Below are 20,661 nucleotides of genomic sequence, written 5' to 3'. Positions count from 1 at the left end.
ATCGCAGGCAAGCCAGCTCCCACAGTTGGTCCGCGTTGAGCTTGAGGTGGTATTTCTCAGGTCCACCAGTAGCGAACAAGGTGAAAGAAAATCGGCGCGGCAAAACACACCGAATCCAGCCGGTCCAGCATCCCGCCGTGACCTTCGATCATGTGGCCCCAATCCTTCACGCCTCGGTCGCGCTTGATCGCCGACATCACAATGCCGCCGGCAAAGCCCAGCAGGTTGATCAGCAGTGCGATCAAAAACGACTGCCACGGATTAAAGGGCGTGGTCCACCACAGCGCTGCGCCGATCAGGGATGACAGCAGAATCCCGCCGACGAAACCTTCGACGGTTTTGGACGGCGACAGGTTGGGCGCGATCTTGTGTTTGCCGAACAGCTTGCCACACACGTATTGCAGCACGTCCGACAGCTGCACCACGATCACCAGGTAGGCGATCAGCAACAGGTTGCGACCTTCGTAGCCAGGAATGTCGAGGGTCAGTAGGGCCGGGACGAAGGACACGCAGAACACCGCAATCATCAGGCCCCATTGCACCTTCGACGCGCGCTCCAGGAAGTGCGTGCTGTCGCCCCCCAGCGAAGCGAGGATCGGCAGCAGCAGGAACACGTACACCGGGATGAAGATCGAGAACAGCCCGTACCAATCGGAATAGATCAGCAGGTATTGCAGCGGCAAGGCCAGGTAGAACGCGGCCACCAGCGCCGGGTAGTCACTGCGGCGGGTTGGGGTGAGGGTGAGAAATTCGCGCAGGGCGTAGAACGACACCGCGTAGAACAGCAGGATCACCGCACCGGTGCCCAGCCAGAAGGCGATGCCGATCACCACGACCATCACCCACCAGGCGTTGATACGGGCGTTGAGGTTGTCGACGACCGCATTTGGCGTACCGCGGGTGCGCAACTTGAGGATCAGGCCGATCAGCGAGGCGAGCACCAGGATGGCGCCGATCCCGCCGAACAACATCAGGGTTTGGCTATCCATGTCAGACATGCTCCGGGGCAAGGGCAAGCAGGGCGTCGCGGGTGCGGGCGAGGAAGGCGGCTTTGTCTTCGTTATCTTCCAATTGCAGTGGCGCACCGAAGCTGGTGGTGCATAGCAATGGTAGCGGCAGCACGCGCCCCTTGGGCATGACCCGGTTGAGGTTGGCGATCCACACCGGGATCAATTCGGCCTGTGGGTAACTTTTTGCCAGGTGGTACAGGCCGCTCTTGAAGGGCAGCAAGCCGTCTTCGAGATTGCGCGTGCCTTCGGGGAAGATAATCAGCGAGTCGCCACCTTCCAAGGCGGCAAGCATAGGCTGCAGTGGGTTATCCACAGGGTCTTTGCGTTCGCGATCTATCAGTACGCCGTTGAACACGCGGTTGATGATGTAACGGCGCAGCGCACTTTTGTTCCAGTAATCGCTGCCGGCCACCGGGCGCGTGAATTTGCGCAGGTTCTGCGGCAGCGACGCCCACACCAGCACGAAGTCGCCGTGGCTGCTGTGGTTGGCGAAATAGATGCGCTGCACCGGCACCGGCGCGCACCCCAGCCACAGGCTGCGGGCGCCGGTTACGGTGCGGGCCATTGAGGTGATCAGAGTGGCAACCACAGGTTCGAACATGGGAATTCCTTATCCGGCGAAAGGTAGCCAAGGGCTGGCGAGGATCACGGCCAGGGTCAGCAGCATTTGTGCGCCCAGCAGCCAGGCCTGCTTGCGCAGCAGTTTGAGGGCGCCGCGACGGCGTTCGGTCCAGGGCCGGCCGGCCCGCTTGGCCGATTGCAGGCCAAGGGTTTGCAGGGCCTGGTCGAGGTCGGGGGTGCGCTCGGTGTCGCGAGCGAGCAGCGCGAACAGGTCGGCATCGAAGGCGACGCGCAGCGCCCAGTACTTTTGCAGCAGCCCGAGGACAATCATCCACAGGCTGAGCAGCAGGCAGATTGGCGCGACACTCGCCATCAGCAACTGGGCCAGGCCGAAAAGCACGCCGAGCAGCGTCAGGCCTGTGGATAACTGATCCAGCGAGCGACCACGGCGCAGCAGGCTGGCGACCACCTGGAGTTCCATATCAGCGGGCATGGGCTAAACCCTCCAAAGCTTCGCGGTGAGCGGGGTGCAGGACCACATGGGCCCGCGCTGTACAAATAATAGCCAGTGCCTCGTCCACGGTTGTGGCGCGCCCACTGTGCAGCAGCCAGGCTGCAACGGCCGTGGCGCTGCGTGAGTAACCGAGGGCGCAGCACACCAGTAATGGCCCGCTTGCGCGCAGGCGCTCAATGGCTTGGGCGGCTTGCAGGCATTCGGCGGGTGTCGGCGCAATCAGGTCCAGCACGGGGACGCATGCATAAGCGCGGCCCTGTGGATTAATCGGCAATTCGGCGCACAAATCGACGATCGCCTTGAATGAACCTTGCTCGCGTGCGGCGGGTATTCGACAGAGCCAGACGTTATCCACAATCAGGTCGGGCTGTGGATGCTTGCGTGTCCACAGGCGTGAGTTGAGCCACGCGGCCGCGAGGTAAGGCGCATACAGCCAGCGCGCGGCAGGCGTCAGCGTGCCGTCGAGCCGTTTTTGAAAGCCCGGCGCGCCGAGTACCAAGTAATTGGCCTTGATCAAACCCAGGGAAACCGCCGGCCACAGCAGCCACAGCCACCAACCGCCGAGTGTTAACGCGACAATCACCAATGCCAGCGCGCCCAGGCCGTAGCGCACGCTCAGCCGCCAGCGTTTTCGATCCCGCGTAAGCCGCGCATTCAACAGCGGGCTCGGGTGCTCCAGCGGCCACAGCCACACGCATAGCCAGCCGGCGAGGGCGCCTGTGGGTAAGTCGATAAAGTGATGTTGATAAGTGGTCAGCACCGAAATACCGATCAACGCGAACCACCCGTGCACCACCCAGCGCCAGAAGCCTTGGCTGTGGCGCTGGTACATGACCCACAGAATCACCAGCAGCGCGATGTGCAGCGACGGTGCCTGATTAAACGGTTTGTCGAAGCCTGCCAGCACGGCAAACAGCCAGCCGAATACGCCATCCAGCGCCGGCCGTTCAAAGGTGAACCGCAGTGGCCAGATCAGGAAGCAGCTCACGGCAATCACCTGAGCGGTCAGCAGGCGCAGCGCGTGTTGTTTGAGTTCATGGCGGCTAGTGGGCAGCAGCAGCGAGAAGCCGTAGAGCAGGTCGATGGACCAGTAGGGCACGATGGTCCAGGCCCAGAACGGCATATGGGTTTCCCAGCCGAACACCAGCGTGCCGACGTCGCTGCGCTGGCTGGTGACCCAGGTGGCAAAGCCGTAGGTGCTGAAAAACAGCGGCGCCAACAGCAGCAACCACAGGACCGCAGGTTTCAATAAACCGGGTTCGCGCATGCTCAGATCTTCTGTGCCAGAGACACCGTGAAAATGCCCCATTCGTCCACACGCTGAGTGATCTTGCGAAAGCCTGCGGCCTCGACCAGTTGATCCATTTCCGCCTGGCTGCGACGGCGCATCACCCAGGCCTGGCCCTGGCGATGGCTGGTCAGCGCGCGGGCGATCAGTTCCAGCTGCGGGTGCCACGGCTGGCCGGTGTACACCAGGTAACCGCCGGGCTCCACGGCTTCGGCAAGGCCGGCCAGCGAACCGCCGACCATGGCGTTATCGGCAAACAATTCATACAGCCCGGACACCACCGCCAAGGTCGGCTTGGGGTCGAGCGCCGCCAGGTCCGTGCGATCAAACGCATCGCCTTTGACGAACTGCGCAATATCCCCCAGGCCTTTTTCGCGAATCAGCGCGCCACCGTCGCGCACGTTGATGTCGCTGTAGTCGCGCAGCAGGATCGACTCCGGCAGCGGCGATACGCCCTGTAAGGCTTCGAGAATGTAGCGGCCATGGCCCGCAGCGATGTCGACAATGCGCACTTGGCGATCATCGCTACGCAACTTGGCCATGGCCAGGCGCAACAGCTCTTCGACATTCAGCTTGCGCTGGCGAATGCCACGCCAGCCGATGGAGTTGAGGTAGTTGGTGTCGATCATCCGCCCCAGCCCGCCTTTGCCGGTGGGTTTGTTGCGGTACACATAATCCAGTGTGCTGCCGGAATCGAAGCCGGTGTCAAAGCCCAGTTTGACCCCGTCCGAGAGGTTCTTGCCCAGGCCCATGCTGGCGCGGGTCATGCGCCAGTAGAGGTCGCGCAAAGAGTTGCGCGGCAGCGGCGCGGCCAGGGATTCGGACTCGGCGCAGGTGGCGCCCAGCTTGTCGGCGTCGAGCAATGAGGCGCGGTCCAGCGGGTGCGCAAAGTTCTGCAGGATAAAGCGCCTGGCGCTGCTCACGGCCACGGCACGGTCGCGTTCACCGAGGGTGTCGTGGAAGAAGCCGGGCAGGATGTGCAGTTCTTTTTTCAGGCTGCCCAGGCGGTCGAAAAATTGCTGCTGGGGTTTGCGGTGCACCACAAAGTCGGAGCCGGAGATCAGCAGCTGGGTCGGCACCTGGATCGCCTGGGCATCGGCGACAACGCGGTCGGCAGCTTCGTACAGGCCGAGCAGCACATTCACCGAGATCGCCTTGGTGATCAGCGGGTCGCTGTCGTAAGACGCGACACGCTCGGGGTCATGGCTGAGGAACTTGGCCTTGACGTAGCTGTTAACGAAAAAGTTGCCGCGAAATGTGCGCATCAGCGCCAGGCCTGGCCGCGCGAACGGCACGTAGAGCTTGACCTTGAACGCCGGGGAGGCGAGCACCAGTGCGCGGATTTTCGGCGCGTAATCGTGCACCCACGTGGCTGCGATCACCGCGCCGACGCTCTGGGCGATCACCGCGCAATTGTCTTCTTCGATGCCGTAAGTGGCACCGATGTGGTCACGAAAGGTTTGCACGTCGCGGGCACTGGTGGCGAAGCTTGGGCTGTCGCCGCGCGCGCCGGGCGACTGGCCGTGGCCACGGGCGTCCCAGGCAAAGAAGTCGAAGTGCGGCAGGTCCAGTTCATCGACCAGGTGGGCAATGCGCCCCGAATGCTCGTGGCCGCGATGGAACAGCAGGATCGCCTTGCGCGGCTCATCGCCAAGCGGCGCAGTGGCCGGCCAGTGCCGGTAGAAAAGCTCGACGCCATCGTGGGTACTGAAGCTGTGCTCTTGCTGTTCACGCATCGCAAATTCCTTATGCAGAAGGGGACGTCGTTTCTTTGAGACCCTGGCGCACGCGGTTGACCAAGGTGTAGGCGAGCAGCGCCGCCACCAGCCACATCACCGCGTTGACCCAACCCGCGCCGAGCCAGCCCAGCGCCACGCCGGCGGCCAGTACACCCAGTACAAACGCGCGATCACTCTTGCCCATCGGCCCGTCGTAGCGCCGCGACGCCCCGACCATGGGCCCCAGCACACCGGCGTATTCGCTGAACACCGCCAGCAACGTGACCAGCAGCACTGGCGCCAGGCTCACGCCGGGGATCAGCGCAAAGGGCAGGATCAGCGCGCTGTCGGCGATCACGTCGCACAATTCATTGAGGTAGGCGCCCAACCGCGACTGCTGGCCGAATTCCCGGGCGAGCATGCCGTCGATGGCGTTAAGAGCCATGCGCAGGATCATCCACAACGGGATCAGAGCAAACAGCCAGAGGTGTTGGGCAAAGCCTGCGATGAGCAGGCCGACCAGCAAGGACACCACGCCGGCCAGCACGGTGATCTGGTTGGCCGTGGTGCCGTTGTCGTAGAGGCGCTGCACGAGTGGGCGCAGTAAGTTTTGAAAACGCGGTTTGAGCTGATAGATCGAAATCATGGGAGGTGACGCTTCCTTGTCCGTTTACCCGCGAAAAACTGTTTTGGAGTGTGCCGATTAATCGGCGGCTGCACCAGTGATGGCTCGTGTTTATGGGGGGTTAGTCACGGTCTCGAAGGTAATGACGTACACATGCGGGAGGGGTTTGCTCCCGATAGTGGTGGGGCTGCCAGCTGATCTTCAGCTGATACACCGTCATCGGGGGCAAGCCCCCTCCCACAGGGATTCTCGGTAGGGTTCAACCAGGTTGTTTTCGAACGAAAATTTCACGTCGCGTGTTATATCGTAACGAATTGTGTACAAACGGGCGTGAGTGGATGCAAGTGGATTTAGAAGCTGACGGCGCTTCGGTTGAAGGCTTGCCGCGTTTTCAGCAGGGGCTGTTTCATGCCCGTCGATTGCGCCAGGCCGGCATCAGCCTGACGGCCCTGGCCGTTTGCGCTTGGGTGCTGGCGTTGTTTGTCGCCCTGTTTGCGCCGCTGTCGATCTGGCCGGTGGTGCTGATCAACTGCGCGTCGGCCTTGCTGGTGTTGGTGGCCGGCTTGCAATCGGCGTGGTGGGTCGCCGATTGGCGGGCGCAGGCGCTGGAAGAGCCGACGGTGGAATTGATCGAGCCGCGGCTTGAAGACACGGGCGGGTACGCGCGGTTTGCCGGACGTTTCGGCAGCAGCCTGCTGGCGCAGATTGGCGCGCCGGTGCTGTGGTTGAGTGGCTGGTCGTTGCTGGCACTGTTGAGCATTGTCGAATTCTGGAACCTGGCACTGCCCGCTGCAGCCGTGGGGCAATCGGCAAGCATTGGCGCCGCGCTGGGGCTGGCATTGGCCTTTGGTTTGCTGGTGTTCGAGCGCCGCCTGGCGCAGGAAACGGCTGCGCAGTGGCCGGAAGCCTCACAGCTGGCGCAATTAAGCCGGGTGGCGATTGCGTGCCTGGTGGTCAGCGCGATCTGCCTGCTGTTTGCCGGCGCGCAATCTGTATGGCCCTTGCGCCTGGCCGTGTTGATCGGCCTGCTGCCGGGGCTGGTCGCCGTGGAGTTTTTGCTCAGGGCCGTACTGTCGCTGTTCAGCCCACGCCAGCCGCGCCTCGAACCACGCTTGATGGCGCAAAGCTTTATTGCCGGTTTGCTGCGTTGGCCGCCACAACCCTTGCAGGCGCTGCAGCACGAGCTGCACAACCGCTTCGGTATCGATTTGCGCCAGATCTGGGCGTTTACCTACATGCGCCGGGCATTCCTGCCGGTGCTGCTGGTGGTATTGGCCGTAGGCTGGGCGCTGACCGGCGTGCACGAAGTGCCCCTGCAAGGCCGTGGGATGTATGAACGCTTCGGCAAACCAGTGGCGGTGTTCGGCCCTGGCCTGCATGCCGGATTGCCGTGGCCGTTGGGCCGCGTCATCACTGTCGAAAATGGCGTGGTGCATGAACTCGCTACCAGCGTCAGCGAGGCGGCCACACCGGAGCTGGCCGCCGCCGAAGGCCCGGCGCCGACGATCGCCAACCGGTTGTGGGACGCCAGCCATGTGAATGACAAATCCCAAGTGATCGCCAGCAGCAGCGGCGACAAACAGAGCTTCCAGATCGTCAATATGGACGTGCGGTTCGTCTACCGCATTGGCCTGACCGATCAGGCGGCGCTGGCCGCCACCTATAACAGCGCCGATGTGCCGACGCTGATTCGCAGCACCGCCAGCCGCATCCTGGTGCACGACTTTGCCTCGCGCACGCTCGACGAATTGCTCGGTGAGCAACGCACCCAACTGGCCGACGAAATCGGCCGCTCGGTGCAGGCGGACTTGCAGAAACTCAACAGCGGCGTGGAGGTTCTGGCCACGGTGGTCGAAGCGATTCACCCACCGGCTGGCGCTGCCAATGCCTACCACGCCGTGCAGGCTGCGCAGATCGGCGCCCAGGCGCTGATCTCCCGCGAACGCGGCGCTGCCAGCGAACAGACCAACCAGGCCTTGCTGCAAGCCAGCACTGCCCGCGATCAGGCGTTGGCCACCGCGCGCGAAGTGAATGCTGGCGCGCAAGCGGCCGACCTGCGGTTCAGCGCCGAACAAAAAGCCTACGCCACCGCTGGCCAGGCATTCGTGCTGGAACAGTACCTTGGCCAACTCAGCCAAGGCCTGGCCCACGCCAAGCTGCTTATTCTGGATCACCGCCTGGGCGCCGACGGCGCACCGACGATCGATCTGCGTTCTTTTACCTTGCCGGCCGACCCTATGGCGCCGCGTAAAGCCGTTCAATAAGGAGTCTGTCTGTTGAGCGCTCATTCTCACGATCATGGTCATCATCACGGCCACCACCATCACCACCACGGTGATGAACAAGCCGCTGGCCCGTTTCCTTGGCGGCGCATGGCCTGGGCGGTGTTGCTGGTGCTGTTTGCGGTGGCGGCTGCCAGCCTGGTGCAGGTGCGTTCCGGCGAAGCCACGGTGATTACGCGGTTCGGCAACCCGTCGCGGGTGCTGCTGGAGCCAGGCCTGGGCTGGCGCTGGCCGGCGCCGTTCGAAGCGGCGATCCCGGTGGACCTGCGCCTGCGCACCACCTCCAGCGGTTTGCAGGACGTGGGCACCCGCGATGGCTTGCGGATTATCGTGCAGGCCTACGTGGCTTGGCAGGTGCAGGGCGATGCCGACAATGTGCAGCGCTTTATGCGCGCGGTGCAGAACCAGCCAGATGAAGCCGCGCGGCAGATTCGCACCTTCGTCGGCTCGGCGCTGGAGACCACTGCGGCCAGCTTTGACCTGTCCAGCCTGGTCAACACCGACGCCAGCCAAGTGCGCATCGCTGAGTTTGAGGCACAGTTGCGCCAGCAGATTGATCAACAATTGCTCACCACTTATGGCGTGCGCGTGGCGCAAGTCGGTGTCGAGCGTCTGACCTTGCCGTCGGTCACCCTCACCGCCACCGTTGACCGCATGCGCGCCGAGCGCGAGACCATCGCCACCGAACGCACCGCCGTGGGCAAACGTGAAGCGGCGCAGATTCGCTCCGCCGCCGAACGTGATGCGCGCATCGTGCAGGCCGATGCCACGGTGAAAGCCGCCGATATCGAGGCGCAGTCGCGGGTCGAAGCGGCGCAGATCTATGGCCGTGCCTACGCCGGCAATCCGCAGCTGTACAACCTGCTGCGCTCGCTGGACACCTTGGGCACGGTGGTGACGCCGGGCACCAAAATCATCCTGCGCACTGACGCCGCGCCGTTCCGCGCACTGGTGGACGGGCCGAAGGATGTTCAGCCATGAGTGAGCGTGACAGCCCGGACAGCCCATGGATCCAGGCCGGGCGCCTGACCTTCCTGGCGCTGTACGCGGTGACGGTGTTGGCGGCGTTGGCCTGGGCGTTTTCCAATGTGCGCCAGATCGACCCGCAGAACCGCGCCGTGGTGTTGCACTTCGGCGCGCTGGACCGTATTCAAAATGCCGGCCTTTTATTGGCGTGGCCGCAGCCGTTCGAGCAGGTGGTATTGCTGCCGGCAGCCGACCGTGTGATTGAGCGTCGGGTGGAGAACCTGCTGCGTTCCGACGCGGCGACCCAGGCCGACCGCGTGGCCACCTTTGCCGCGCCGTTGAGCGACGCGCTGGCAGGCTCCGGCTACTTGCTGACCGGCGACGCCGGTGTGGTGCAGCTGGATGTGCGGGTGTTCTACAAGGTCACCGAGCCCTACGCGTTCGTGCTGCAGGGCGAGCACGTGCTGCCGGCGCTGGATCGCCTGGTGACGCGCAGCGCTGTGGCGCTGGCGGCGGCGCGCGACCTGGACACCATTTTGGTGGCGCGCCCGGAATTGATCGGCAGCGATAACGGCGCCGCCGAACGCCGTGAGCGACTGCGCGGCGATCTGGTGCAAGGCATCAATAAACGCTTGGCAGACTTGGCCTCCACCGGTTTGGGGTTGGGCATCGAAGTGACGCGTGTCGATGTGCAATCAAGCCTGCCGGGCCCGGCGGTGAATGCCTTCAACGCAGTGCTGACGGCCAGCCAACAAGCCGATAAAGCCGTGGCCAATGCGCGCACCGACGCGGAAAAACTCACCCAAGCCGCCAATCAGGAGGCTGACCGAGTCGTACAAGTGGCCCACGCCCAAGCCAGCGAACGCCTGGCCAATGCCCAAGCGCAAACGGCCACCGTCGCCAGCCTGGCCCAGGTCAAAGACCCGGGCCTCATGCTGCGTCTGTACCGCGAACGCTTGCCGAAGATTCTCGGCCAGGCCGGTTCGGTGACCACGGTCGATCCCAAAGACGACTCCCGCTTGATCATCCAGGGAGCCGAACAATGAGCGCACCTATGTTGACGTCCGCCGAGCAGCGCAGTGCTGCCCGGCAATTGACCCTGGCCATGTTGGCCTTGGGCTTGCTGGTATTGGGTTTGGTGTGGCGCTGGCTGGCGCCGGACCAGAGCGGTGTCAGCCAACTGCTGCTCGGCGTCGCTTCCTTGCTGGTGGCCGTGCCGGTGATGCGTTCGGCCTGGTACAGCCTGCGTTACCCGAGCCTGCATGGCATCACCGACCAATTGATCGCCCTGGCGATGATCGGCGCGTGGGCCACGGGCGATCTGCTGACGGCTGCATTGCTGCCGATCATCATGATTTTCGGCCACGTGCTGGAAGAGCGCAGCGTGATTGGCTCCCAGGAAGCGATTCATGCCCTGGGCAAACTGACCCGCAGCCATGCGCGGTTGGTGCAGGCCGACGGCAGCATTGTGGAAGTGGATAACGGCACGCTGAACACTGGCGATGTCGTCGAAGTGCGTGCCGGTGATCGCGTGCCGGCCGATGGTGTAGTGCTGTCGGGCCAGGCGAGCCTGGACACGGCGCCGATCACCGGTGAGTCGGTGCCGCTGGAGGCCAGCGTGGGCGTGCAGGTGTTTGGTGGCGCGATCAACCTCGACGGCTTGCTGCGCCTGGAAGTGACGCGCACCGGTAACGAATCGACTCTGGGCAAAGTCATTGCGCTGATGCAGAACGCCGAACGTTCCAAGCCGCCGATCACGCGGCTGCTGGAGCGTTACGCCGGCAGCTATATGGTGCTGGTGTTGCTGCTGGCGGCGGTGACCTGGTTTGTGACCAATGACGCCCAGGCGATGTTGGCCGTGCTGGTAGCGGCGTGCCCATGCGCCTTGGTGCTGTCGGCGCCGGCCACGGCGATTGCCGGGATTGCAGTGGCGGCGCGGCACGGAATTTTGATTCGCAGCTCGGCATTTCTCGAGGAGTTGGCGGACCTCACCTCGCTGGTTGTGGATAAGACCGGCACGCTGACGTTTGGCACGCTGCGTTTGCAATCCATCGACACCACGGCGCCGGATCGGCAGGTGTTGTTGAATCTTGCCGCCAGCCTGGGTTCGGCCAGCAGCCACCCGGTCAGCCGTGCGTTGGCGGGGCTGGCAACGCAGGAACAAATGCTGGGGCTGACGGATATTCGCGAACGCCAGGGCCTGGGCGTGGTGGCGCAGACCGAGCAGGGCGAAGCGGCCTTGGGGCGCCCGGAGTTGTTTGAGCAATTGGGCATCGTGACCACCCGCGTCCCTGATCATGACGGCCCGATTGCCGGGTTGGCGCTGAACGGCCAGTTCCTCGCCTGGCTGTTGCTCGCCGACAGCGTCAAGCCGGAAGCGCGCCAGGCTCTGCAGGAACTGCGCGACTTGGGCCTGGGCCGCCAACTGCTGCTGACCGGTGACCGTCAAAGCGTGGCCGACAGCCTGGCGCTGGATGTCGGTATCAGCGACGTCGAAGCCCAGGCACTGCCGGAAGACAAGCTCAACCGCGTGCTTGGGGAAATCGGCAGTGGCTTTCGGCCAATGGTCGTCGGCGATGGCATCAATGACTCGCTGGCGCTCAAGGCGGGCGTGGTCGGTGTGGCAATGGGCGCGGGCGGTGCGGACATCGCGCTGGCGTCGGCGGATGTGGTGTTGATCGGCAGCGACCTGCGGCGCCTGGGCACGTGTGTGCGCTTGAGTCGCCAGTGCCGCCACACGTTGCAGGTCAACGTGATCATCGGGTTGGGCTGGACGCTGGCTATCGTGGTGTTTGCCGCGTTTGGCTGGCTGGGCGCGGCCGGCGCCATGATTGCGGCGGTGTTGCATAACTTGAGCACCTTGCTGGTATTGGGCAATGCCGGGCGTTTGCTGCGCTTTCAGGAGCCACTTTTGAAGCTTGAAGAATAATTTCAGAAATATCTGCATACAGCTGTAACGCCGATAAGGGTCCTCACTCTAGTGGTATGTCGAGACTGAACACTCCGTTCAGACCGGCACCCCTACCGATCATGAGGACTCTAAAAATGAACTTCAAATCCGCTGCTGCTGGTGCCGCCCTTGCGATGGCCGCCGCTACCCTGTTTGCTGGTGTTGTGACCCAGGCTCAAGCCGCTGACACGGCTGTGCACTGCTACGGTATCAACGCGTGCAAAGGCCAGAACGACTGCAAAACCAAGGACCATGCTTGCAAAGGTCAGGGTTCTTGCAAAGGCCAGGGCTTCCTCGCCAAGCCCTCCGCTGCTGCCTGCATGAAGGCTGGCGGCACCGTCGGCGAGTAACCGGCACCGAGTGCACCCGCAGCGGACGCCCCCCACCGCTGCGGACACTTTGCCCTGGAGTGAGTCATGTCCGCGTCCCTTCCAAGTCTGGGTTACGGCCTGGGTTTACGCAGTGAGTACTACCAGCAGATCCTTGAACAATCGCCGGCCGTGGATTGGTTTGAAGTGATCTCCGAGAATTATCTGGTCCAGGGCGGTAAAGCCTTGTACTACCTGGATGCGATAGCCGAGCGCTATCCCTTGGTGATGCACGGTGTGTCCCTGTCCATCGGCGGGCCGCATGCCCTCGATATCGATTACCTGAAACACATCAAGCAGCTCGCCGAGCGCATTCAGCCGGCGTGGGTTTCCGATCACCTGTGCTGGAGCCGCGGCAACGCCCATCAGTTGCATGACCTGCTGCCGCTGCCTTACACCGAAGAAAGTCTCTACCACGTGGCCGGCCGCGTGCGCCAAGTGCAAGACGTCTTGCAGCGTCCGCTGGTGCTGGAAAACGTTTCCAGCTATGTGCGTTCCAAGGCCGACGAATTCACCGAGTGGGAATTCCTCAGGGCCCTGGCCCACCTGACCGGCTGCCAGCTGTTGTTGGACGTGAACAATGTGTATGTCAGCTCGCGTAACCACGGCTTCGACGCCTGGACGTTTATCCGCAGCCTGCCGCCTGAAAGCATCCGCCAACTGCACTTGGCCGGGCATAGGGATTACGGCGACTACGTGGTCGATACCCATGATCACCCGGTGTGCGATCCGGTATGGGCGCTGTATCAACAGACGCTGGAGCTGTTGGGGCCGGTGTCGACATTGCTGGAGCGCGATGACCATTTCCCGCCGTTCGAAGAGCTGCTCGCCGAGTTGAGCAAGGCCCGTGAACTGGGCGCCAGTGCGTTGGCCAGGAGGGCGTTATGCGCCTGATCGACTGGCAGTTGGCGTTTGAGCAGCATCTATTGTCCGAAAGCTCGGTGGCCAACAGTGGGTTTGCCGCGACCTTGCTGGGTGGGCCGACTCTGGATGTGGACACGGGCCTGGCGATTTACCACAACGCCTATGTGTCGCGTCTTCAGGAGGTGTTGCGGCATGACTTCGGCGCCATCCGGTATTGGCTGGGTGACGACGAGTTTGCATTACTGACGGACGCCTATGTGCGCCGCTATCCGTCGGCCCATTACAGCCTGCGTTGGCTGGGCGAGCGGTTCCCGGCGTTTCTCGTCGAGCATCTGGTGCAAGAGCACAGCGCGCCGCTGGCCGAGTTGGCGCGGTTGGAGTGGGCGTTTACCTTGGCGTTCGATGCGCCGCAGGGTGAGCCGCTGGGTCTGAATGACATGGCGCAGCTGGCCCCCGAAAACTGGCCGGGCTTGCAGGTAGCCCTGGCGCCTTCGGTGCAACAGGTGCTGTGTCAGTTCAATAGCGTGGCGATTTGGCGGGCCAGCAAGGATGAGTCGGATTTCCCTAATAGCCAGGCGCTGGAGCTGGCGCAGATGTGCCTGGTGTGGCGTCACCAGAATGTGTGCCATTACCGCAGCCTTGAGCCGGCTGAAGCCTGCGCGCTGGCGGGCATGGTGACCACCGGCTGGAATTTTTCAGAACTGTGCACAGGGTTGGCAGTCACTTATGGAGAGGGGGCGCCACTGCAAGCGGTGACCTGGCTGAAACAGTGGATCCAGGACGGTTTGCTCGAGCATCGAGCCTCATAGTTAAGTGCTATCAAATCGATAGCCTCCTACTTTGTCTTCGGATGGTCTACCCTCACTCCAGACGTCTGAAACAAGGGGGGACTACTCATGCTCGCGCAACTTCCACCGGCCTTACAGAATCTCAAGCTACCGCTGCGTCTTCGACTCTGGGACGGCCATGAATTTAACCTGGGCCCCGAGCCCAGTGTGACGATCGTGGTAAAGGACCCCACGGTCGTGTCCAGCCTGACTCATCCAACGCTGGACTCATTAGGCGAAGCCTTCGTCGAGGGCAGACTGGAGCTGGAAGGCTCCATCAGCGAAGTAATCCGAGTATGTGACGAACTGAGTCACGCCCTGATTGAAGACGACGAGGAGAGTCGTCCGGTACGCTCGATCCACGACAAGGCCACTGATGCCGCCGCCATTTCCTACCATTACGACCTGTCCAACGAGTTCTACCAGCTGTGGCTGGATCAGGACATGGCGTACTCCTGCGGTTATTTCGAAACCGGCAGCGAATCCATCGATCAGGCCCAACAAGACAAATTTCGCCACCTGTGCCGCAAGTTGCGGCTGCAGCCAGGCGAGTATTTGCTCGACGTCGGCTGTGGGTGGGGTGGGTTGGCGCGTTTTGCGGCGCGCGAGTTCGGCGTCAAAGTGTTTGGGATCACGCTGAGCAAAGAACAGTTGGCGCTGGCCCGTGAACGGGTCAAGGCCGAGGGGCTGGAAGACCAGGTAGACCTGCAACTGCTCGACTACCGCGATCTGCCGCAGGACGGTCGTTTCGACAAGGTGGTGAGCGTGGGCATGTTTGAGCACGTCGGCCACGCCAACCTGGCGGAGTACTGCAAGGTGCTGTTTGGCGCCGTGCGCGAAGGCGGCCTGGTGATGAACCACGGCATCACCGCCAAGCACACCGACGGTCGCCCCGTAGGCCGTGGCGCCGGCGATTTTATCGAGCGATATGTGTTCCCCAACGGCGAGCTGCCGCACCTGGCGATGATGACGGCGGAAATCAGCGAAGTCGGGCTGGAAGTGGTCGACGTCGAAAGCCTGCGCCTGCATTACGCGCGCACGCTGGACCATTGGAGTGAACGCCTGGAAGACAACCTCGAAGCGGCCGCCAAGATGGTGCCGGAGCAAGCGTTGCGGATCTGGCGGCTGTACTTGGCCGGGTGCGCGTATGCGTTTGCGCGGGGCTGGATCAACTTGCACCAGATATTGGCAGTGAAGCCTCACGCTGATGGCAGCCATGAACTGCCGTGGACGCGGGAAGATATCTACCGCTGATCTTCAGCACACTGCAGATCAAAAAAACTGTGGGAGCTGGCTTGCCTGCGATGGCGGTGTATCAGGACCAGATGGGTCGACTGATACACCGCTTTCGCAGGCAAGTCAGCTCCCACATTTGTTTGTGTGTTGTTTGTTAGAGAATCGGTGAGATCAAACGCGCCACTCGCATGCCCAGCTGTTGCAGGCGGCGGGTCTCGCGGCTTTCTTCGTGGCTTACTTCATGGGCTTGTGCGAAGTCGTCCAGCAGCATCTGCTCCACCTGGCTGGCAAACGCTTCATCGACCGTCAGCAACATCACTTCAAAATTCAGCCGGAACGAACGGTTGTCCATGTTCGCACTGCCGATTGCGCTGATTTCGCTGTCCACCAGCACCACTTTCTGGTGCAGGAAGCCCGGCTTGTAGCGGAACACGCGCACGCCAGCGCGTACGGCTTCGATGGCGTAGAGGCTGGAGGCGGCGTAGACGATACGGTGATCAGGCCGCGACGGCAGCAGCAGGCGCACATCGACCCCGCGCAAAACCGCCAGGCGCAGAGCGGCGAACACCGCTTCATCGGGGACGAAATACGGGCTGGTGATCCACACGCGCTCGGTCGCGGCATGGATAGCCTCGACGAAAAACAGCGAGCAGGTTTCATAAGGATCGGCCGGGCCGCTGGCGAGCAGTTGGCAGAGCACGCCGTCTTCGGGGTAGGCGTCAGGCAGGATCAGCGGCGGCAGCTCGCGCGCGGCCCAGAACCAGTCTTCGGCAAACGACTCCTGCAGGCACGCCACCACCGGGCCGGTAACCTGCACGTGGGTGTCGCGCCACGGCGCCAGTGGCGGTTTTTTGCCCAAGTATTCATCGCCGACGTTATGCCCGCCGACAAAGCCGGTGAGGCCGTCGACCACCACGATCTTGCGGTGGTTACGAAAGTTGACCTGGAACCGATTGAGCCAGCCACTGCGGGTGGCGAACGCTTTGACTTTGACCCCGGCATCGCGCAGCGACTGCACATAGCTGTGGGGCAGGGCATGGCTACCGATGCGGTCGTAGAGCACGTGAATATCTACACCTTCGGCAGCTTTTTCCTTCAGCAGGGTGTGCAACTGCCTGCCAAGATCGTCGTCATGAATGATAAAAAACTGGAACAGCACCGCCGTCTTAGCCTGGCGAATCGCGGCGAAAATCGCGCTGAACGTGGCATCGCCATTAATCAGCAAGCGCACGTCATTGTTGGCCAGGCACGGCATGCGGCCCAATTTGGGCATCGCGCGCAAGGACGCATAGGCGTGGGAGTTGCGCGCTGTCAGGGCTTCTTCGACCCACGGGCGCCAGTTCAGCGCGGTGATGGCGGTGTGCATTTCCTGGTTGGCCTGGCGACGCGCCTGGATGTACGCGTCAAAGGTGCTGCGGCCGAAGATGAGGTAGGGAATCAGCGTCAGGTAAGGCATGAACATCAGCGACAAGGCCCAGGCGATCGAGCCTTGGGCGGTCCTGACGGTCAGCACCGCGTGGATCGCGGCGAGCGTCCCGAGAAAATGCAGCGTGGCAATGAAGTAGGCGAGCAGGTGCGGGCCAAAAAAATCCATGAACGACATCACTCCAGGCAATCCAGTGCCCTAACAGACCATGTTCGACGACGAATGTCGCTATTTTATTTCCCGTGCAACACTGGCGCCTTTGCAGCGTCTAACGCCCACAATTACCCAGGAGTTACCCGATGAATGCTCGTCTGCTTGGTTTGGCCATGGTTGTTGGATTGACGCTGCCCGTGGCGGCTCAGGCGCAGATGCTGGCGCCGGGCTTGTGGGAATTGACCACCAGCAATATGAAAGTCGATAACCAGGACTTGCCCGACCTGTCGCTGATCCTCGGTCAGCTCAAGCAACAGATGACGCCCGAACAGCGCGCCATGCTCGAAAAACAGGGCATCACCATGGCCGGCAAAGGCGTGCAGGTTTGCCTGACGCCTGCCCAGGTCGCGTCTGATTCCATTCCCTTGACCGACCCGCAATCGGGCTGCAAACAGCAAGTGACCGACAAAACCGGTAACCAGTGGAAATTCCGTTTCAGCTGCCCGAAAGCCCAGGGCACTGGCGTTGCGACCTTCCAGAGCCAGCAGGAATTCACCACCACCGTCAACGGTACCTTCAATGCCACCGGCGTTCAGCAGAAGGGCAGCCTGGACACTCACGCCCAATGGCTGGGCAACGATTGCGGTACGGTCAAACCCCGCGCTTAACGCAGAAAGTGCAGGGGCAGCCCCTGGCAACTGTCGATCACCTGGCCGTTGTGCCAAGCCAGGTGGCCGGACACCAGGGTGGTGCTGACGCTGTGGCGAAAGTTGCGCTCGGCAAAGGGCGTCCAGCCGCAGCGTGCAAGAATCGGCTGGCTGCTGACGGGTTTGCCTTCGGGCTCAGGTTTGATCAGCACCAGATCGGCCCAATAACCCTCACGTAGATAGCCTCGATCCGGGATCGCGAACAGGTCGGCCACACGGTGACTGGTCTTTGCCACCAGTGTGGTCAGCGGCAAATGCCCGTCAATCACCAGCTCCAACAACGCCGGCAGCGCGTGCTGCACCAATGGCAGGCCTGACGGCGCTTCGCGATAGCCCAACTGTTTTTGCGCCCAGGTATGCGGCGCATGATCACTGCCGATCACATCCAGATGATTACTCAGCAAGGCCATGCGCAGCGCGTCGCGGTCAGCGCGGGTCTTGATCGCCGGGTTGCATTTGATCTGGTGGCCAAGACGGTGATAGTCGCGGTCATCGAACAGCAGATGGTGCAGGCAAACCTCGGCAGTGATGCGTTTCTCGGCCAAAGGCTTGTCTTCGAACAGGGCCAACTCGCGAGCGCTGGTCAGGTGCAGCACGTGTAGGCGCGTGCCGTGTTGCTGGGCCAGTTCCACCGCAAAAGACGATGAGCGAAAACAGGCTTCGGCATCCCGGATCAGCGGGTGGGCGACGGCGGGAATGTGCTCGCCGAAGCGCTCACGCAGGCGCTGCTCATTCGCCAGGATGCTCGGCGTGTGTTCGCAGTGGGCGAGAAGGATGGTCGGTACTTCGGCAAACAGCCGCTCGAGAATTCGCGGGTCGTCCACCAGCATGTTGCCGGTGGAGGCGCCCATAAATACTTTCACACCGGCCACTTCACGCGGATCGAGGGCGGCGACGATGTCCAGGTTGTCGTTGCTCACACCAAAGTGAAAGCCGTAGTTGGCCACCGAGTGCAACGCGGCGCGGCGCTTCTTATCGGCCAGGGCTTCCAGGTTCAGGGTGGCAGGGTGGGTGTTGGGCATGTCCATGAAACTGGTGATGCCACCGGCCACCGCCGCGCGGGATTCACTGTAAAAACTGCCTTTGTCGGGCGCGCCAGGTTCGCGAAAGTGCACCTGGTCGTCGATCATGCCTGGCAGCAGCCATTGACCCTGGGCGTCAATTTCCACCGGCTCGTTGTAGCCTTCGAGGCTGGCGGCAATCTTCTCGATGCGGCCATTGGCGACCAGTACATCGGCATCGAACTCCCAGCCTTCATTCACCAGGCGGGCATTGCGAATCAGCAGGCGGCTCATGATTCAGAACTCGTTTTGCAGGGCTTTGTAACCACGCACCAGGTCGACATTGGTGCGCGCCACGTCTTCAGAAAACTCTGAGGCGCTGACACTCACCGGCGGAAATTGCGACAGGTTGGTGTTCGGGCCAATGCGGGTGGTGGAGGGCACGTAGAACGCGGCGGGCAAGTCGCGGCCGTCGACCACCGAGTTGTGGCGCACCACGCAGCCATCGCCGACGGCGCAGTTGAACAGCACGCTGTTGAAGCCGATGAACACGCGGTCGCCGACGGTGCAGGGGCCGTGGACGATAGAGCGATGCGCGATGGAGGTAAATTCTCCAATGGTCACCGCCGCGCCGGATTTGGAGTGGATGACCACGCCGTCCTGAATGTTTGAATTGGCGCCAATGGTGATCGGGTCCATGTCGCCGGTGGCGTCGACTTCGTCAGCGCGGATCACGGCGTAAGGGCCGACGAAGACGTTCTCGCCGATGATGACCTTGCCGCAGATGATCGCGGTTTTATCCACGTAGGCCGATTCGGCAATCACCGGCAGATCGCCGGAAGGGTTCTTGCGGATCATGCAGCGGGCTCCTTTTTTAGGGGCGAAGTGATGATGTGAACGAAGGCGCCGTCGATGGCGTTGTAGAAGCAGGTGGGCCGGCCGGTGTGGCAGGCCGGGCCTTGTTGGTCGACGATCAGCAGCACGGCGTCGCCGTCGCAATCCAGCCGGGCCTCGACCAACTGTTGCCAGTGGCCGGAGCTTTCACCTTTGCGCCACAGCTGCCTGCGCGAGCGCGACCAATAGCAGACTTGCCCGGTGGCCAGGGTTTCGGTGAGGGCCTGGCGGTTCATCCAGGCCAGCATCAACACCTCACCGCTGCCGTGTTGCTGGGCGACGGCGGCAATCAGACCGTCGCTGTTCCACGCCACGGCGTCGAGCACGGTGTGGAGTGGAAAGCGGCGGCCCATGGCAGCCTCTTCCAGGTCGAGCATGCTCAGGGTCATGGCTTGCTCAGGGCCGCGCACAGGGTGTTGAGGTTGTATTCGAACAGCCCGGTAAAGGTGCTGGCCGGGCCTTGGGCGGCGAGGGCGTCGGAGTACAAGGTGCCGCCGATTTGCGCGCCGCTTTCGTCAGCAATTTGCTTGAGCAGGCGCGAGTCTTTGATGTTCTCCATGAACACGGCTTTGACCTTGTCTTTGCGGATCTGGGTGATCAGCGCCGCGACTTCGGCGGCAGACGGTTCGCGTTCAGTCGACAGACCCTGGGGCGCGAGGAACTGAATGCCATAGGCCTGGCCCAGGTAACCGAAGGCGTCATGCGAGGTGACGATGCGACGGTTGCCCGGTGGCAGCGCGCCGAACCGGGTCTTGGCCTCGGCCAGCAGGCGGTAGATTTCTTTCAGGTAGGTTTGGCTGTTGCGCTGGTAATCGGCTTTGTTGGCCGGGTCGGCGGCAATCAACGCCTTGGTGATGTTGTTCACATAGATTTCGGCGTTGGCCAGGTTATGCCAGGCGTGCGGGTCGGGGATGGTTTCGCCGTCTTCTTCCATGGTGTGAGAGATCACGCCTTTGCTGGCGGTCACGACCGTGGCTTTGGTTTCGGTGCTGGTCACCAGGCGGTCCAGCCAGGGCTCGAAGCCAAGGCCGTTCTTGATGATGACCCGGGCCTTGAGCAGCGCCTTGGCGTCGTCCGGCGTGGGTTCGTAGGTATGGGCATCGGCGTCCGGGCCGACCATGTTGCTGATCTGGATGTGATCGCCACCGATCTGGTGGGTGATGTCATCCAGAATACTGAAGCTGGTCACCACTTGAAGTTTGTCGGCGGCCTGAGCCATCGACAAGGGCAGCAAAAGGCTGAACATCACGAGTAGAGCGCGCATCGGGAAA

At 62.4% G+C, this 20,661-nt stretch carries 20 protein-coding genes; 9 read left to right on the top strand and 11 right to left on the bottom strand.

Going from position 1 to position 20,661, the window contains the following annotated elements:
• Positions 1-56: 56 nt before the first annotated feature.
• From L8K08_RS27140 to L8K08_RS27115, 6 genes are read right to left on the bottom strand one after another with little or no spacing between them, the layout of a single operon-like run.
• Complete coding sequence (locus L8K08_RS27140; RefSeq protein WP_106575956.1) at positions 57-989, bottom strand: phosphatidate cytidylyltransferase; 933 nt, start codon at positions 987-989, stop codon at positions 57-59.
• Position 990: 1 nt separating this feature from the next.
• A complete protein-coding gene (locus L8K08_RS27135) occupies positions 991-1,611 on the bottom strand; it encodes a lysophospholipid acyltransferase family protein (protein ID WP_214247381.1) in 621 nt (206 codons plus the stop codon).
• Positions 1,612-1,620: 9 nt separating this feature from the next.
• Positions 1,621-2,064: a hypothetical protein gene (locus L8K08_RS27130; protein ID WP_242201278.1), complete on the bottom strand. Its 444-nt coding sequence runs from the start codon at positions 2,062-2,064 to the stop codon at positions 1,621-1,623.
• On the bottom strand, positions 2,054-3,352 hold the full coding sequence (locus L8K08_RS27125; protein WP_242201276.1) for a phosphatase PAP2/dual specificity phosphatase family protein: 1,299 nt from the start codon (positions 3,350-3,352) through the stop codon (positions 2,054-2,056). The genes L8K08_RS27130 and L8K08_RS27125 overlap by 11 nt, the downstream gene beginning before the upstream one ends.
• A 2-nt stretch (positions 3,353-3,354) precedes the next feature.
• On the bottom strand, positions 3,355-5,109 hold the full coding sequence (locus L8K08_RS27120) for a bifunctional alpha/beta hydrolase/class I SAM-dependent methyltransferase (protein ID WP_242201274.1): 1,755 nt from the start codon (positions 5,107-5,109) through the stop codon (positions 3,355-3,357).
• Between the two features lie 10 nt (positions 5,110-5,119).
• On the bottom strand, positions 5,120-5,737 hold the full coding sequence (locus tag L8K08_RS27115; protein ID WP_242201271.1) for a CDP-alcohol phosphatidyltransferase family protein: 618 nt from the start codon (positions 5,735-5,737) through the stop codon (positions 5,120-5,122).
• 317 nt (positions 5,738-6,054) lie between these two features.
• On the opposite strand from L8K08_RS27115, the gene L8K08_RS27110 reads away from it, so the two are divergent.
• From L8K08_RS27110 to cfaB, 8 genes are all read left to right on the top strand, one after another.
• Positions 6,055-7,980, top strand: coding sequence for a protease modulator HflK (locus L8K08_RS27110; protein WP_242201269.1), 1,926 nt, complete (start codon positions 6,055-6,057; stop codon positions 7,978-7,980).
• 9 nt (positions 7,981-7,989) lie between these two features.
• Entirely contained in the window at positions 7,990-8,979 is a 990-nt protein-coding gene (locus L8K08_RS27105) for a protease modulator HflC (RefSeq protein WP_242201298.1), read from the top strand.
• On the top strand, positions 8,976-10,010 hold the full coding sequence (locus L8K08_RS27100; RefSeq protein ID WP_169367886.1) for a protease modulator HflK: 1,035 nt from the start codon (positions 8,976-8,978) through the stop codon (positions 10,008-10,010). Before L8K08_RS27105 ends, L8K08_RS27100 begins: the two co-directional genes overlap by 4 nt.
• A complete protein-coding gene (locus L8K08_RS27095; protein WP_242201267.1) occupies positions 10,007-11,893 on the top strand; it encodes a cation-translocating P-type ATPase in 1,887 nt (628 codons plus the stop codon). The genes L8K08_RS27100 and L8K08_RS27095 overlap by 4 nt, the downstream gene beginning before the upstream one ends.
• Positions 11,894-12,009: 116 nt before the next feature.
• Positions 12,010-12,264 carry a hypothetical protein gene (locus L8K08_RS27090; protein WP_145158355.1) on the top strand — a complete coding sequence of 85 codons (255 nt, stop codon included), beginning with the start codon at positions 12,010-12,012 and terminating at the stop codon, positions 12,262-12,264.
• A gap of 66 nt (positions 12,265-12,330) precedes the next feature.
• On the top strand, positions 12,331-13,176 hold the full coding sequence (locus L8K08_RS27085) for a DUF692 domain-containing protein (RefSeq protein WP_242201265.1): 846 nt from the start codon (positions 12,331-12,333) through the stop codon (positions 13,174-13,176).
• Positions 13,167-13,955, top strand: a complete 789-nt coding sequence (locus tag L8K08_RS27080; RefSeq protein ID WP_242201263.1) for a DNA-binding domain-containing protein — start codon at positions 13,167-13,169, stop codon at positions 13,953-13,955. Before L8K08_RS27085 ends, L8K08_RS27080 begins: the two co-directional genes overlap by 10 nt.
• Positions 13,956-14,042: 87 nt before the next feature.
• A complete protein-coding gene (gene cfaB, locus L8K08_RS27075) occupies positions 14,043-15,227 on the top strand; it encodes a C17 cyclopropane fatty acid synthase CfaB (protein WP_145158346.1) in 1,185 nt (394 codons plus the stop codon).
• Between the two features lie 136 nt (positions 15,228-15,363).
• Here the strand turns inward: cfaB and cls are convergent, their stop codons facing one another.
• Positions 15,364-16,803 (bottom strand): cardiolipin synthase, encoded by a 1,440-nt coding sequence (gene cls, locus L8K08_RS27070; protein WP_242201261.1) that lies wholly within the window; start codon positions 16,801-16,803, stop codon positions 15,364-15,366.
• A 131-nt stretch (positions 16,804-16,934) separates the two neighbouring features.
• On the opposite strand from cls, the gene L8K08_RS27065 reads away from it, so the two are divergent.
• Positions 16,935-17,456, top strand: coding sequence for a DUF3617 domain-containing protein (locus L8K08_RS27065; protein WP_119741192.1), 522 nt, complete (start codon positions 16,935-16,937; stop codon positions 17,454-17,456).
• Here the strand turns inward: L8K08_RS27065 and L8K08_RS27060 are convergent.
• Genes L8K08_RS27060 through L8K08_RS27045 form a run of 4 tightly spaced genes read right to left on the bottom strand, consistent with a single transcriptional unit; the run spans position 17,453 to position 20,654 of the window.
• Positions 17,453-18,790, bottom strand: coding sequence for a dihydroorotase (locus L8K08_RS27060; protein ID WP_242201257.1), 1,338 nt, complete (start codon positions 18,788-18,790; stop codon positions 17,453-17,455). The genes L8K08_RS27065 and L8K08_RS27060 overlap by 4 nt on opposite strands.
• 3 nt (positions 18,791-18,793) lie before the next feature.
• Positions 18,794-19,354, bottom strand: coding sequence for a DapH/DapD/GlmU-related protein (locus L8K08_RS27055; protein WP_242201254.1), 561 nt, complete (start codon positions 19,352-19,354; stop codon positions 18,794-18,796).
• The gene (gene hisI, locus L8K08_RS27050; RefSeq protein ID WP_242201252.1) at positions 19,351-19,779 is read right to left on the bottom strand and encodes a phosphoribosyl-AMP cyclohydrolase; all 429 of its coding nucleotides are present in this window, start codon (positions 19,777-19,779) and stop codon (positions 19,351-19,353) included. Before hisI ends, L8K08_RS27055 begins: the two co-directional genes overlap by 4 nt.
• Positions 19,776-20,654, bottom strand: coding sequence for a metal ABC transporter substrate-binding protein (locus tag L8K08_RS27045; protein WP_242201250.1), 879 nt, complete (start codon positions 20,652-20,654; stop codon positions 19,776-19,778). The genes hisI and L8K08_RS27045 overlap by 4 nt, the downstream gene beginning before the upstream one ends.
• Between the last annotated feature and the right edge of the window lie 7 nt (positions 20,655-20,661).

This window comes from Pseudomonas sp. TREG-RG-20F-10-E-6-01 (assembly GCF_022662455.1).
GTDB lineage: Bacteria > Pseudomonadota > Gammaproteobacteria > Pseudomonadales > Pseudomonadaceae > Aquipseudomonas.
Note: the sequence above shows the minus strand (reverse complement) of the source record. Positions and strands in the feature narration are given on the sequence as shown.

Excerpts from the sequence above, each read along its gene's own strand:
- L8K08_RS27130 (WP_242201278.1), bottom strand. The coding sequence starts at position 2,064 with ATGCCCGCTGATATGGAACTCCAGGTGGTCGCCAGCCTGCTGCGCCGT.
- L8K08_RS27135 (WP_214247381.1), bottom strand. The coding sequence starts at position 1,611 with ATGTTCGAACCTGTGGTTGCCACTCTGATCACCTCAATGGCCCGCACC.
- cls (WP_242201261.1), bottom strand. The coding sequence starts at position 16,803 with ATGGATTTTTTTGGCCCGCACCTGCTCGCCTACTTCATTGCCACGCTG.
- L8K08_RS27080 (WP_242201263.1), top strand. The coding sequence starts at position 13,167 with ATGCGCCTGATCGACTGGCAGTTGGCGTTTGAGCAGCATCTATTGTCC.
- L8K08_RS27115 (WP_242201271.1), bottom strand. The coding sequence starts at position 5,737 with ATGATTTCGATCTATCAGCTCAAACCGCGTTTTCAAAACTTACTGCGC.
- L8K08_RS27140 (WP_106575956.1), bottom strand. The coding sequence starts at position 989 with ATGGATAGCCAAACCCTGATGTTGTTCGGCGGGATCGGCGCCATCCTG.
- L8K08_RS27065 (WP_119741192.1), top strand. The coding sequence starts at position 16,935 with ATGAATGCTCGTCTGCTTGGTTTGGCCATGGTTGTTGGATTGACGCTG.
- hisI (WP_242201252.1), bottom strand. The coding sequence starts at position 19,779 with ATGACCCTGAGCATGCTCGACCTGGAAGAGGCTGCCATGGGCCGCCGC.
- L8K08_RS27100 (WP_169367886.1), top strand. The coding sequence starts at position 8,976 with ATGAGTGAGCGTGACAGCCCGGACAGCCCATGGATCCAGGCCGGGCGC.
- L8K08_RS27045 (WP_242201250.1), bottom strand. The coding sequence starts at position 20,654 with ATGCGCGCTCTACTCGTGATGTTCAGCCTTTTGCTGCCCTTGTCGATG.
- L8K08_RS27055 (WP_242201254.1), bottom strand. The coding sequence starts at position 19,354 with ATGATCCGCAAGAACCCTTCCGGCGATCTGCCGGTGATTGCCGAATCG.
- L8K08_RS27095 (WP_242201267.1), top strand. The coding sequence starts at position 10,007 with ATGAGCGCACCTATGTTGACGTCCGCCGAGCAGCGCAGTGCTGCCCGG.
- L8K08_RS27090 (WP_145158355.1), top strand. The coding sequence starts at position 12,010 with ATGAACTTCAAATCCGCTGCTGCTGGTGCCGCCCTTGCGATGGCCGCC.
- cfaB (WP_145158346.1), top strand. The coding sequence starts at position 14,043 with ATGCTCGCGCAACTTCCACCGGCCTTACAGAATCTCAAGCTACCGCTG.
- L8K08_RS27120 (WP_242201274.1), bottom strand. The coding sequence starts at position 5,109 with ATGCGTGAACAGCAAGAGCACAGCTTCAGTACCCACGATGGCGTCGAG.
- L8K08_RS27125 (WP_242201276.1), bottom strand. The coding sequence starts at position 3,352 with ATGCGCGAACCCGGTTTATTGAAACCTGCGGTCCTGTGGTTGCTGCTG.
- L8K08_RS27060 (WP_242201257.1), bottom strand. The coding sequence starts at position 18,790 with ATGAGCCGCCTGCTGATTCGCAATGCCCGCCTGGTGAATGAAGGCTGG.
- L8K08_RS27110 (WP_242201269.1), top strand. The coding sequence starts at position 6,055 with ATGCAAGTGGATTTAGAAGCTGACGGCGCTTCGGTTGAAGGCTTGCCG.
- L8K08_RS27085 (WP_242201265.1), top strand. The coding sequence starts at position 12,331 with ATGTCCGCGTCCCTTCCAAGTCTGGGTTACGGCCTGGGTTTACGCAGT.